Annotated in this window: 12 protein-coding genes and 1 pseudogene; 8 read left to right on the plus strand and 5 right to left on the minus strand. The window is 32.8% G+C overall.

Going from position 1 to position 12,543, the window contains the following annotated elements:
• Window positions 1-27 precede the first annotated feature (27 nt).
• Window positions 28-894: a GNAT family N-acetyltransferase gene (locus tag MKY02_RS09630; RefSeq protein ID WP_051448648.1), complete on the plus strand. Its 867-nt coding sequence runs from the start codon at window positions 28-30 to the stop codon at window positions 892-894.
• 101 nt (window positions 895-995) lie between these two features.
• Here the strand turns inward: MKY02_RS09630 and MKY02_RS09635 are convergent, their stop codons facing one another.
• Window positions 996-4,022, minus strand: a complete 3,027-nt coding sequence (locus MKY02_RS09635) for an efflux RND transporter permease subunit (RefSeq protein WP_038183184.1) — start codon at window positions 4,020-4,022, stop codon at window positions 996-998.
• A gap of 576 nt (window positions 4,023-4,598) precedes the next feature.
• On the minus strand, window positions 4,599-4,820 hold the full coding sequence (locus MKY02_RS09640) for a hypothetical protein (RefSeq protein WP_038182461.1): 222 nt from the start codon (window positions 4,818-4,820) through the stop codon (window positions 4,599-4,601).
• A 351-nt stretch (window positions 4,821-5,171) separates the two neighbouring features.
• Here MKY02_RS09640 and MKY02_RS09645 point away from each other — a divergent pair, with 351 nt between their 5' ends.
• Both MKY02_RS09645 and MKY02_RS09650 read left to right on the plus strand, forming a co-directional pair.
• Window positions 5,172-5,588 (plus strand): hypothetical protein, encoded by a 417-nt coding sequence (locus tag MKY02_RS09645; RefSeq protein WP_051448647.1) that lies wholly within the window; start codon window positions 5,172-5,174, stop codon window positions 5,586-5,588.
• Between the two features lie 307 nt (window positions 5,589-5,895).
• Complete coding sequence (locus MKY02_RS09650) at window positions 5,896-6,105, plus strand: hypothetical protein (protein WP_076035055.1); 210 nt, start codon at window positions 5,896-5,898, stop codon at window positions 6,103-6,105.
• A 157-nt stretch (window positions 6,106-6,262) separates the two neighbouring features.
• On the opposite strand, the gene MKY02_RS09655 is transcribed toward MKY02_RS09650, so the two are convergent.
• On the minus strand, window positions 6,263-6,388 hold the full coding sequence (locus tag MKY02_RS09655) for a hypothetical protein (protein ID WP_281492125.1): 126 nt from the start codon (window positions 6,386-6,388) through the stop codon (window positions 6,263-6,265).
• 186 nt (window positions 6,389-6,574) lie between these two features.
• Window positions 6,575-7,393 carry a purine-nucleoside phosphorylase gene (locus MKY02_RS09660; protein WP_076065377.1) on the minus strand — a complete coding sequence of 273 codons (819 nt, stop codon included), beginning with the start codon at window positions 7,391-7,393 and terminating at the stop codon, window positions 6,575-6,577.
• 993 nt (window positions 7,394-8,386) lie between these two features.
• On the opposite strand from MKY02_RS09660, the gene MKY02_RS09665 reads away from it, so the two are divergent.
• The 5 genes and pseudogenes from MKY02_RS09665 to MKY02_RS09685 form a co-directional block, all read left to right on the plus strand.
• On the plus strand, window positions 8,387-8,593 hold the full coding sequence (locus MKY02_RS09665) for a hypothetical protein (protein ID WP_340711076.1): 207 nt from the start codon (window positions 8,387-8,389) through the stop codon (window positions 8,591-8,593).
• Between the two features lie 180 nt (window positions 8,594-8,773).
• Window positions 8,774-9,244, plus strand: coding sequence for a DUF4188 domain-containing protein (locus tag MKY02_RS09670; protein ID WP_038182446.1), 471 nt, complete (start codon window positions 8,774-8,776; stop codon window positions 9,242-9,244).
• Window positions 9,245-9,354: 110 nt separating this feature from the next.
• Window positions 9,355-9,963: a zinc dependent phospholipase C family protein gene (locus MKY02_RS09675; protein WP_038182443.1), complete on the plus strand. Its 609-nt coding sequence runs from the start codon at window positions 9,355-9,357 to the stop codon at window positions 9,961-9,963.
• 138 nt (window positions 9,964-10,101) lie between these two features.
• Window positions 10,102-10,518 carry a VOC family protein gene (locus MKY02_RS09680; protein WP_038182440.1) on the plus strand — a complete coding sequence of 139 codons (417 nt, stop codon included), beginning with the start codon at window positions 10,102-10,104 and terminating at the stop codon, window positions 10,516-10,518.
• Between the two features lie 225 nt (window positions 10,519-10,743).
• A pseudogene (locus MKY02_RS09685) lies at window positions 10,744-11,067 on the plus strand (DUF6262 family protein); the annotation flags it as partial.
• A gap of 247 nt (window positions 11,068-11,314) precedes the next feature.
• Here the strand turns inward: MKY02_RS09685 and MKY02_RS09690 are convergent.
• Window positions 11,315-12,259 carry a DNA/RNA non-specific endonuclease gene (locus MKY02_RS09690; protein WP_340711079.1) on the minus strand — a complete coding sequence of 315 codons (945 nt, stop codon included), beginning with the start codon at window positions 12,257-12,259 and terminating at the stop codon, window positions 11,315-11,317.
• Window positions 12,260-12,543: the final 284 nt, after the last annotated feature.

Below are 12,543 nucleotides of genomic sequence, written 5' to 3' on the forward strand. Positions count from 1 at the left end.
AACATGAATGAAAAGCGGAGGTAAACAATGAACATTACTTATAAATTATTGTCGTCAGTAAGCTTTCAAGAAGCACATGAATTATTTAATAGAGGGTTTGAAGGTTATTTATTACCGATGAATTTATCTTTTGAAACATTCATTAGTAAGTTTGGAAATGAAGGTTTATCTCCATCGCTCTCAGTCGTTGCGTATGATGGTATTGAGCCTGTCGGATTTGTACTGCAGGGAATTAGAGAAGTGGATGGTCAAAAGGTTTCATGGAATGGTGGAACCGGTATTGTTCCCGAATATCGTGGGAAGAAGTTGGGCTTTTCTTTGATGCAAGAGGCGGAGAAAGTCTTAATGGACAACGAAGTTTCTATAGCTACATTGGAAGCACTTTCTGAAAATAGACCAGCCATATCATTATATGAGAAGTGTGGTTACAAAGTAGTTGACGATTTGCTCTTTTTATCAGCAAATGGGGCATTAGATCATCAATTACCAAATTTAGATGGCTATGAAATTCAAAGAATTCCTGCTGTGCATGCAATAGGTTCAGGATTATTTCCGGCTATTGTACCTTGGCAAACAGATCCTAGTAACACACCTAAAATAGGTGGAGAAGTTGTGATGATTACAAAGGATGAAGATGTACAGTCTGCATGTCTTATTCGGAAAAAATATGTGTTCGGAAATGAAACGGAAGGTATTACATTGTTTCAAGTATCTGAAAATGGTGATGAAGATGTACTAAATGCATTACTTGCGTATGCTTTGGAATACGATAAGCCAATAAATCGTACTACTTATAACTTCTTAAAAGGAAACGGACGAGTGATTTCCTTATTAACGAAAAAGGGATTTGAGGAGACGCCTGTTTCACAAGTATTTATGACAAAAACTTACTAACTTACCTGTTCAACTTTTAATAAATTGATTGAACAAGGTTTTTTAATCGCTTTTATGAAACAAGCCCTTTAATCAACAGATTGAAGGGCTTGTTTGTTATGTTAAACAGATTCATTCATTTCGCTTGCTTGTTCTCTTTGCTGCCTTTTTGCTTTTCGGAAGTGAAGAGTCTCGTAAATAACGGGAATCACCACAAGTGTCAGCAATGTGGCCATTGTTAAACCGCCAATTACGACGATTGCAAGACTACTGGAAACTAAGCTAGTTGACTCTGCTTTTTTAAATAATAATGGAATCATAGCACATACTGTCGCCATAGCGGTCATTAAAATTGGACGCATTCTTGTAGCTGCTGCTTCTACTAGTGCATCGCGAATAATCATTGTTTTTTCATTTTGTTTGACACGATCTAGCAAAACAATCGCGTTCGTAACTACAATTCCAATTAACATTAAGGCACCAAGTAATGCCGTAACATCTACCGTAATTCCACTAATCAATAGGCCGAGAATCGCACCGATTGCTGCTAATGGAAGTGAACATAATATTGCAATTGGTGCACGGAATGTCTTAAAGGTTACAACCATAATTAAGAACACGATTCCTATTGATACAAGCATAGTGATAAATAAATCAGAGAAATCGTCTGCTTGTTGAGCACTTGCACCGCCAATATATACGTTTACTCCAGCTGGAATCTTCATTCCCTTTACATCTTTCTTACCAAAGATAGTTTTAGTAATCTCTTCATTGACCTTTGATAGATGCTCAGGATCAACACTAGCGGTAATACGTACATATGAATTTCCATCTTTATGGATTATGTTTGTTGGCTTCTCTTCTTGTTTTAACTTTGCTACTTTAGATAAAGGCGCCATTCCTGTAGGAGTAGCAACTAACATCTTGTTTAATTCATCTTTTGTTTTTGGGTTCAGGAGAGGCTCTAACATAATTGTAGTTGGTTGTGAACCAATCGTTGCCATTCCTATAGGCGTTCGATTTAGAAAAACACCTAATTGCTGAGAAATTTGCGTTGCGCTTCCTTCAGCAGCATTCACTTTAAAAGAATAGACCATTTTTTTGTCATCCTGATTGGTTGTTACCTTATCAATACCTTTTATTCCTTCGATTTTTTCTTTTACATTAGTTGCAGTTTTTTCAATTTGATTTAAATCATCACCCATAACATCAATCGTAATTGGTGAAGATGAACCTGACATAAAGGAAGCTGTTTCTACTGTTAGTTCTGCACCCACATACTCATTCTTTTGTTTTTCTAGTCTTTCAAGCATTTTTTCTGTATCTTTACTATCCTTTAACATGATCATGATTGTTGCAAGCGTTGGAGAATTAACCCCGCCAAATCTCGCGGCATCTTCTGTATTACCAAGCTGTGTATATTCATATTCCACTTCATCCTGAGAGTGAATGTAATCTTCAAGGCGAAGTGTATTTTCTTTTACTTTTTCAAGTGGTGTATCATTTGGATATTCTAAAGTTGCCTGTATGAAATCAGCTGTCGATTTATCAATCTCTCCCTTAGGCATTGCAAAATAAGTCCCAATTGAACCTGCAAATAATAATAAAGAAAGTAGATATACAACCCATTTATGGTTTAGTGTCCATGTTAATAAGCGAGAAAAACGTACTGCTGGCTTATGCGAAGCAAGTTTACTATTTTTCAATAAGGATGAACTCATCAACGGTACAACTGTGACTGCAACAATTAATGAAGCGAGTAAAGAATATGTGATCGTCAAGGCAAATGGCATTAAAAAGTCTTGTAAACTGCCACTAACTAATCCTATTGGTAAGAAGACGGCAACAGTTGTTAGTGTAGAAGCTAATATAGCTGTTCCTACTTCTTTTGTCGCTTCTACAATAAGACTTACTGAGAATTTTTCGTTTTGCATTTTCCGGAAAATGTTTTCTATTACGACGATACTATCGTCTACAAGCCTTCCAACAGCCACAGCTACTCCACCTAATGTCAAAATGTTTAACGAGACTCCTGACATCCATAGCAGAAACAGTGTAAAAGCTAGAGAAAGCGGTATGGAGACAATCGTAATAAATGTTGAACGTAGGTTTCTTAGAAATAGTACAATTACTATGGTCGCGAATAGTGCGCCTAATAATACTTCTTTCATCATTGTATTTACGGAACCTTCTATCATATCGGCTGTCGACATAATAACATCACTTTGGACGTTATGATATTGTTTATTCATTTTCTTTGTTACTTCGGCAATTTCTTTCCCTGTACTTACTGCGTTTGCATTACTTTGTTTCGTCATAATAAGAATCAACGCATCTTTACCGTTTACACGAGTAAGAGTAGTAGTTGGCTTTTTAATGCTTACTTTTGCGACATCCGCCAGTTTGACATCTGGAGCAATGGAAAGTTGTTGGATGTCTTTCAAAGAATTCAATTTTCCAATGATTTTGATGTTACTGGCCTTGTCGTCAATCGTTTTTTCCCCGACTGAAGCAGAAAGGTTTTGATCTTGGAGTATTGTCATAATATTCTCAAGTGATAATTGTTTTTCTGCTAATAGCGTATTATTTATTTTTATAGAAACATATGAACTTTCTGTACCAAACGCTTGCACATCTGCGACACCTTTAATATCTTTATACATTGGAATGATTTTTTTCTTAGCAAATTCGCTGTTTCTTTTTGTTAATCCATCCTTAAAAGTAATAGAAACATCTGCAATCGGAATCATGGATGTATTAAGCTGAATGATTGAAGGTTTCTGTACATTCTTTGGTAATGTGACGGTAGAAAGAGCTTCTTGCACTTCCTGCTTGGCATCTTTCATATTGGTTTTTGATTCAAATAATATATCGATTTGTGAAAATCCATCACCTGTTGTAGAGAAATAATCTTTTTTACCTTTGACAGAACTCACTGCGGTTTCAATTGGGGTTGTGACCTGTTGCTCCATCGAATTAGAATCGACTCCTTGCCCCAGTGCAATTATTGTTATTTGCGGTTGATCGGCGGGTGGCAAAAACTCCATTGGTAATTTGAAATAACTAACAGTACCTAGTAGTAAGACAAGGATTGTAACTAATGTTATGGCCGCTTTATTCTTGAAGGACCATTTAGTAAAGATAGACATATTAAAAAAATCTCCTTTCACATGCTCATCCATTTTTTTATAGCTCATTTTCAACATTAATATTTCTCGCTTTATTTGCGTCGTTCCTCCTGTAAGTAATTGTAAGTCATTGGAATTTTAAGGATAATAGACCAGAGTTGGTGGTTTTTCTACGTCTTAAGACTGATTTTGAATCAACAGAGGGATTGATTACAGATTAAATGATTCTAAATTTGAACGTACATATTTAAATAATAAGAAAAATAGTTATTTTTTATAAAAGTCTGGTACTCACCCAATTGAATCATAGTGATCAGAACGAAATTTGGAAGGTAGACTATTTTAGTACTTGGAAACAAATTATTTAAAAACTAACCAACTTAAAAAGTTAACCTGTATTAAGAGAGCATTAAAATCATGTTGCTGTTGACTTTCCTTTGAAATAGTAGAATGTAAATATCAAATGTCTAATATAGAGAACTATAATTACAGAATTAGAGAAATAGTATAATCGTAATTCATTTAATTCTAATACCATTAAAAAGACTTGATCCCACAGAGGGGTCAAGTCTTTTTACATATTGGAACATATGAGGTCTACACAATGAGGGCAACAATCGCGATAGCAACCATAAGAACACAAAAACCTATGAGCGTATAGCCGATTACACGAATTCCTTTTGGTTGTTGTTGTATATGGGGTTTCTTATGAGATGGAGCGCCCATTATTTGATTATCAGATTCCATCGGATCGAATATTGTATCTTCATCATTTAATGTATTTGATTCATCTTGAATAATTTGATTTTTTTCTTCCATAACATTACCTCCTTTTAAAGGTTGTAATAAAAATGACTCGAATTATTACCAATTTATTCAACTACACACATAATTATATTGCTTGAAAGCGTTAATTATAAGTAAATATCCTTGTTGAATAGGAGTATCTTTTTATATTGAAGTATGAGTAAAACAAAAATGAAATTAAAGCTACTTATTTTACTAAAGGGTCAGGTCATTTGAACAAGAGAAGGAGGAAAAGAGTGAAAAAAATTTTGAATATATGGTAATATTTGAAACGTTCATTCCTTCCTTACGTATATATTAGAAATGATGTTGAAACATTCATATATCACGGATTGTAAATGTGTGAAAAAAGGAGGAATAGAATTGAAAAAGATGATTCGATTATTTTTAAGTTTTAGTTTAATCCTTTTATTAGCAGCGTGTTCAGAAGATGTTACACAATATGAAGCAAAGGCTAGTGATTTTGAAGATGTGGGCTTTGTATATAATAATGACTTAACTATTGTAGTAATTGGTGAAGAATTAGTGATTTTTGGTTTTGTTTCTAAGTATGATCCTGAAAGGAAAACAATTATAGATAAATTATCTAAATCAGCTAATGCCGTTCAGGGAGAGTTTAATGAAAAGAGATATAAGAATGTAAAAATTAAAACAAAAAAAGATAAGTATTATATTACTGCTGACGATGGTTTATCACTTGAGTTTCAAAAAATTGGAGAAAGGATTATAGTTGATGAAGTAGGTGCGGAATATTTTACAAACAAATATCCAGAAAAATAAAATTCAATTGAAATTATATCTATAGTAAAAATAAAGAGTTTATCCAGCTACTTAAAAGATAAATACTAAATGTTCTAGTTGAACAAAAGGGGGCTTGAGTTGAAGATTACGTGGTGTTCAATCAGTAGACTTTTTTTATTATTCACTAAAAGAGGCAGTATAGCTTAATAAGATACCTTAAATCTGTTTAATTGAGTACCAACTCATGTTATAATGAGTAGCTTAGGATAATTACTACTTTTACTTATAATTGAACGGATGCCAAGAAAAGCCTCCGCATAGCGTAAAAATATGGAGGTGTAAGAGAATGAATAAACAATGGACGATTGGTAAAATTAAAGAATTTGTTGAGAAGAATTCAGAAAGTAAGTTGCTAACGACGGAATATCACGGTTTTTCTCAAAAATTACTATTTAAATGTGCATGTGATAGCAATTTTGAAAAGACATTTACGAAATTTAAAAATAAAAACCAACGTAAATGTGACGTGTGTCAACCACCAAAAGAATCAAGATAAAGTATACCCATAAATAAAGTGCCGATTTCTATTAAAGAGAAGTTGGCACTATTTTTATTTTATAGTGAAATGGTTTCAGACGTTTTTCAACAACTTATAACAGTGGTCTTTTTTGCATGAATTCTTGTGAAAATCAAGAACACTATTGAACTATTTATCACTGTTTTCTTTTTCTTCTAATTAAAAAACAACTAATTAATATTATGGCAATAATAACGACTACGCCTACTAAAAGTGATAGATTAGCGTAATTAATGCCCCATCCATATTGTTCTTTAGTCATAACATTACCTCACTTAATCTATTTATTTTTTTCAACATTAATAATATACAAAAAAATTTGGCATTATTTTTCCAATAGTAACATAGTAATTGTTCTTTTTTCATTAATTTCCCTATAAAAAATACCCCGATCGTTAGTTTTTGTCTAACGATCGGGGTGTAATTCACTTTAATTCTTTACTCACTATTACATTTCTTCTAAAATACCCTTAATTAAGTTAACGAATTGTGTTCTAACTTTACTCGCCACTTCAATTACTTCATCATGATTTAATGGTTGATCTAAAATTCCACATGCCATATTTGTTAAGCAAGAAATGCCAAGTACTTTCATATTTCCATGAATGGCTACAATAGCTTCTGGAACGGTTGACATACCTACAGCATCTGCTCCTAATGTACGAATCATGCGAATTTCAGCTGGTGTTTCGTATGCTGGTCCACTCCACCAAGCATAAACACCTTCTTGTAAGGAAATGTTTTGTTCTTTAGCCACGGTAGAAGCAATATTACGTAAATTACGATTATAAACTTCAGAAACATCAGGGAAACGAGTTCCCAATTCATCATTATTTGGCCCAATTAATGGATTTGTGCTAACCAAATTAATATGATCAGTAATTAACATTAAATCTCCTGGGTTAAAGCTTGTATTAACTGCACCACAAGCATTAGTAATGATTAGTTCCTCGACACCTAACGCTTTCATTACACGTACGGGAAAAGTTACTTCATCTAAAGTAAAGCCCTCATAATAATGGAAACGCCCTTTCATAGCAACTACTGTTTTTCCCTTTAATTCTCCGATTACTAATTCGTTTGCATGACCAATTGCTCCAGACTTTGCAAAGTGAGGAATTTCACTATAAGGAATTTTGAAAGGGTTCTCAATTTCATCGGCAAGAGTTCCTAAACCAGAACCTAAAATCAGTCCAATTGTAGGACGATAATCTGTCTTATTCATAATGAAATCGCTAGCTTCTAAAATATCTTGTAATTTGTGCATCAATAATTCCTCCTTAAATGAAAAACATAAACGTTACTTAAAATAAATTTGCTTTAAGACAAAATGTTTAAGTATGTATGCTTTATGTAAAAATAATAATTTTTTATTAACACTGCATCAATAGAAGTTTAATTGATTTTATAGCTATTGTAAATAGAGTGAAATTTAGAGTGACAACACTGAACTGGAAAAAGACTGTTGCTTAAATTCAGTAGCCGTATGATATCCAAGTGTATGCTGTTAGTGTAGCCACATGCTTATTTCTTATTCACTAATGGAGCTGTTTTGGGGATTTAATAGTTAGGGGGATGATAATAAGGAACATAAATTTATCAAACGGAAAAACATTGGAAGTCTAGTGTTAGAGTTGTACATTAAACAGTGGGGTCATTGAACCATGCAGGAGATATATTCAAAGTTGTAGACAGTGACTTCAAAAAATGTTTGTGTAATCTCCTATTAACCAAACTAGGAAGAACTAGAGTTCAAGAATGGCAATACTACAGTTATCCTTCTTTCTTGTTGTGCTCTAGGGAAGGATAGAAGAATGAGATAAACATTTTTTATAGTATTATGTTAGAATAAATGTAATATTTTGAGAAATGAGGATGTGTAATTGATAAAATATATATTAGGTTTCTCTGCAGGATATTTTGCTTGTATGTTAATAATATTTTTTATCTTTGATGACTTCTCTTGGTCATTCGCATTGGGTTCTTTAACTGGAATAGTTCTCTTCGCACTATTAATAAAGATGCTTCGAAGAAAAAGATAACTTAATTTATTCTAACGCAATTTTTATTTAACTAAAGATGCAAGTTATTTGAAGAAGGTGCTGTATTATTAATGGATGGTGTATATCATTTTAGCGATGGATTGTAAGCAATTTATGAAGAATTCTTGGTAAATGATTATTTTCTTAATCAACTAAAGTGGCAGGTTAGTTGATTAAGGGTAACAAACAATTGCTATCATTTAAGGGAGAGGTCAGAGTTGAAAAAAACCAAACGAAATATGCTTATCGCAATCTTTGTAAGCGTGGCTATATTAACAATAGGAGGTGCGAGAATTCTTCAAATTGAGAGGAATTACCAAGCACATAAGCCTATATTAGAGGAATGCATAAGTAATTATGGCACTGTGATAATAGAAAAGAAGCATTTCTGGTCTCTTTCAACAGCTACATGTAAGGGAAGTTAACTTATATAGACCTTGTATTCAAGTTCTTTTTTTATAGTTGCATAAGAATACATTTATATCATGAAGAATTCATAAGAAATACTTATACTGTATCATAGGTTTTTAACAATTAACTTATGGGGTCATGTTAAATAAAATAAATGTACATAAAAACTTTAATCACATATAAGGAGGGGTTTTTTGGGAAAGAAAATTTATAATGGTAGGTTTGTTGCAAGCACAGAAGAGAGTTTAGTTTTATTTATTATTGGAATGCGTATTAACAAGCTTTTTTCTTTCACAAAGTGGGTACCAGTTTTTAAGGCAATGGGTCCAATGATAAAAGAATTATATCAGAATCCTGAATGGGGTTTCCGTCACACTGAATTTCTTTTTAGTTGGAGGGGAGTCACACTTATCCAGTACTGGAGAAGCTTTGATGATTTGGAGGCATATGCTCATGGGAAAACTCACTCTGCTGCTTGGAAAAGCTTTAACCAAAAGATTAAAGATGATGGAAGTGTTGGGATATACCACGAAACATACATAATTGAAAAGGGTGGGTCAGAAGCTATATATAATAATATGCCAAAGTTCGGTCTTTCCAAGGCATTCTCTCATATGCGAGTAGCTGCAAAGACAGAGTCAGCAAGAAGTAGAATTAGTAAATAATTTATTTGAGCCAATTCTTCTGCCAAAAAAGATTGGAATCGTTATAAAAGGCTCTACTGCAACTATCTTAGCAGAATAATTAAAGAAATTATTGAAGGGTGAGGGGAATTATGGGTTCAAGAATAATGCACTTGGTTATCGCTAATAGAATTGCAGAATGTTTGTCGATAGAAGATAGAACTTCATTTTTACTTGGAGGCATTGCGCCAGATGCTGTTTCGCCTAAAGAATTATCACATTTCTTTAAAGGTGAAGTACAAGATTATACACGAAGCATTGATTATAAAGAATTTTTACATAAATATCATGCGCAAGTAGAAAGTCATTATATTTTGGGATACTATACACATTTAATCGCTGATGATATATGGCTGAAAGGTTTTTATCTTCCTTGGTTGAAAAACAGAATGGAAGCTAATAAAGAAATACTTCATTTATACCATAATGATTTCCGATTACTGAATGGAAAATTATTAGAGTACTATGGTTTTACAGATGAATTGAGAAAAATGCTCAGTGGTATTCCTTCAATATTTGATTTGCAGGAGGTTAAGTCCAAAGATGTTGAAGAATTCATTCCTTATGTATTAGGAGATATGCAGTACGATACGGAAGTGATAAATGAAAAACTTAATGTATTTACGTTTGATCAAATAGTTGGTTATATAGAGACATCAGTTAATAAGGGGTTATTGAATATAAAACCTTTACTTACTTAATCTATTGTTAAATTTGAATATTCTACTCAAATGGGCGTTTCTACAATATGTGGAAACGTTTTTTTTACTAAATGTTTAAGTTAGTCGTAAAATGGACACGACTTTAATGTGCTAATTTCAACTTGGAGGTGATATTAAATGGCTTTTCAATCTAAAAATATTTTCATCAATATTCCAGTGAAAGATCTGAACAAATCCTTCAAGTTTTTTCAAGAGTTAGGTTTTGATTTCAACCCACAATTCAGTGATGAAAGCACAGCCTCTATGATCATTAGCGACAATATCTTCGCAATGTTAATGGTTGAAGACCGTTTCAAAGAGTTTACGAAGAAGGAAATTTCGGATACTACAACTTCTGCAGAAGCGATTTTCTGCTTATCTGCTGAAAATCGGGTTCAAGTGGATGAGTTGGTAAATAAAGCACTGGCATCTGGTGCTAAGCCTTATAGTGAGCCGCAAGATCACGGATTTATGTATATATGGGGTTTTCAGGATTTAGACGGTCATATCTGGGAAATTGCTTATATGGATGAAAGTGCAATAAATCAGGGATAAACTTTTCGGTTTAATGTTATCTAATAAAAGTTTAACTTTTGTAGTGATGATGCCTTATCAGGTATCATCTTTTTTATTTACCTTAGTACGGGAATAATAGGGCATCAGATTATTTTAAAAAGAGGGTAATTACGAATAAGACAAAAGTGTTCTTCACCATAATGACATTCACAAAGGAGTTAATCCAAGAAGGGTAAAGTATCTTAATCAAACTGGTTTAACTCAGTTGACGAGGCTATTAAACGACTTACAAAGAATTCTAAGGCAATAAACTTTAATAGTGTAGCAGAAGAAGCTGGAGTGAGCAAAGCTACGCTATATAATCATCCAGACCTTAAAGAGCGTATCAATTTCTTACGAAATCAGCAAGAAGAAAAGTTTATAGATTCAAGGATAAAACGAGATGAAAACAATCAAAATGCTATAATCGATTCTCTTAAAAGAAGGATTGAAAAGTTAGAAACTAGAAATAAAGAACTTGAAAAGGAAAATAAGCTATTGCGGGAAAAAGAAAATGAGAAGCTTACTGATTACTTTAAGGATATTTAATTTGAAATTAAGATAAAAGATGTTGCTATGAAATTAAAATAAAGTTTTTTAATATTAAAACTTCAAACAAACATAACTTCTTTCAAGTTAGGACGGGGTTATGTTTGTTTAATTATTAATTTAGGAAACCTTAATATACTAAAAAATAACAATAAAGTCATTTAGAATTATTTAACAAACAAGCACGATTGTTTCTGTAAAGTCATTCGTTTATTTCATTATTTAATTTTCCTTGAAATCTATGTTCTTATTCTCCAACCATACCATCATTATCTCGATCATCCATATATGGATATAACCAGTGGTCTTTTGTAATTGGCATCTTGTAACCTGCTGCTTTTGCTTCTTTAATTGTTACTTGTCCATTACCACCTGTATCAACACTAGAAAGATTACCTTTTGTGTTTGAAGTATTTGAATTCGATTTAGAATCAGAAGACTTCTTGCCTGTTAAACCTAGTGATTCGTTTACTTTATCAGGATCCACATTGTCAAACTTTTCAACGATTTTATTACCATTAATCATATAAATATATTGATAACTTGAAGGAATTTGGGTTTTCGTATTTGGATAGGTGATAATTGCTTCAAAATTAGTAGCCTCACCTGCTTTACGTATCGTTTCTTCCATATAAGCTTGATCCCCATGTCGATTGAGCGTACTATTTTGTGGTGTGATATTATAAGCATTTGATACCCCACCAATAGAATCTGCAATAATATGTCCTTCATCTAAATCTGCTCTCTCGACACCAGGAACTTTTGCTTCATCAGCGTAGTATCTGCCAGATGATGTTACAGGTTCGTTATCGTCATCTTGTAGAATAATTTCGTCAGCAATAACTCGTACTAGTTGTCCGTATTCATTCGTAAATGCCCAATATTTACGGTCCCCAAAACCAATGTCAACAACGACGTTAGCTTCACGATTTCCAGATAAATCACCACCATCAACTTCAATAAGTTTGTACCCTGCGAACAGTTCATCATCTGTTTTGGGTGGTGTTTCCTCTTCTATTTGTTCTTCATCACCGGTAGTAATAGGTTCTTCTTTTTCGGTATTTGTATCAACTGTAGTTATTACTTGTGAATCAGATTCATTTTCTGTATTGGATGCATCTTCTACGTTAGTACAACCAACGATAAAGATGGCAGTTAAAAGTAAGATTAAATAGTTTATTTTTTTTTTCATTTTAGGACTCCTTATAGTATTTTTTTACTGAACATTCTAGAAATCTTAGAATAAAACATAAATTAACATGGTTCATCTATTTATAATAGCATATTACCAATATTAATTTTATTTCAGTAGATAATTAGTTCGAAGTATGTTGTTAAATACCAATAAAGATTAGTAGAGTCCATTGCACTGAAAAAGGCACAATTCCAATTCAAGAATTGCGCCCGATTGTTGAAGATCATTTTTCAACTAAAGCCCCTACTATTAACAGTTTCAAATAAAACTGACTGATTACA

Origin of the sequence: Viridibacillus sp. FSL R5-0888, assembly GCF_038009105.1 — a bacterium.
Taxonomy (GTDB): Bacteria; Bacillota; Bacilli; order Bacillales_A; family Planococcaceae; genus Viridibacillus; species Viridibacillus arenosi.

Bases quoted from the DNA above. Each gene is read 5' to 3' on its own strand.
- MKY02_RS09630 (WP_051448648.1), top strand. From the start codon at position 28: ATGAACATTACTTATAAATTATTGTCGTCAGTAAGCTTTCAAGAAGCA.
- MKY02_RS09635 (WP_038183184.1), bottom strand. From the start codon at position 4,022: ATGTCTATCTTTACTAAATGGTCCTTCAAGAATAAAGCGGCCATAACA.
- MKY02_RS09640 (WP_038182461.1), bottom strand. From the start codon at position 4,820: ATGGAAGAAAAAAATCAAATTATTCAAGATGAATCAAATACATTAAAT.
- MKY02_RS09650 (WP_076035055.1), top strand. From the start codon at position 5,896: ATGAATAAACAATGGACGATTGGTAAAATTAAAGAATTTGTTGAGAAG.
- MKY02_RS09655 (WP_281492125.1), bottom strand. From the start codon at position 6,388: ATGACTAAAGAACAATATGGATGGGGCATTAATTACGCTAATCTATCA.
- MKY02_RS09660 (WP_076065377.1), bottom strand. From the start codon at position 7,393: ATGCACAAATTACAAGATATTTTAGAAGCTAGCGATTTCATTATGAAT.
- MKY02_RS09675 (WP_038182443.1), top strand. From the start codon at position 9,355: ATGGGTTCAAGAATAATGCACTTGGTTATCGCTAATAGAATTGCAGAA.
- MKY02_RS09680 (WP_038182440.1), top strand. From the start codon at position 10,102: ATGGCTTTTCAATCTAAAAATATTTTCATCAATATTCCAGTGAAAGAT.
- MKY02_RS09690 (WP_340711079.1), bottom strand. From the start codon at position 12,259: ATGAAAAAAAAAATAAACTATTTAATCTTACTTTTAACTGCCATCTTT.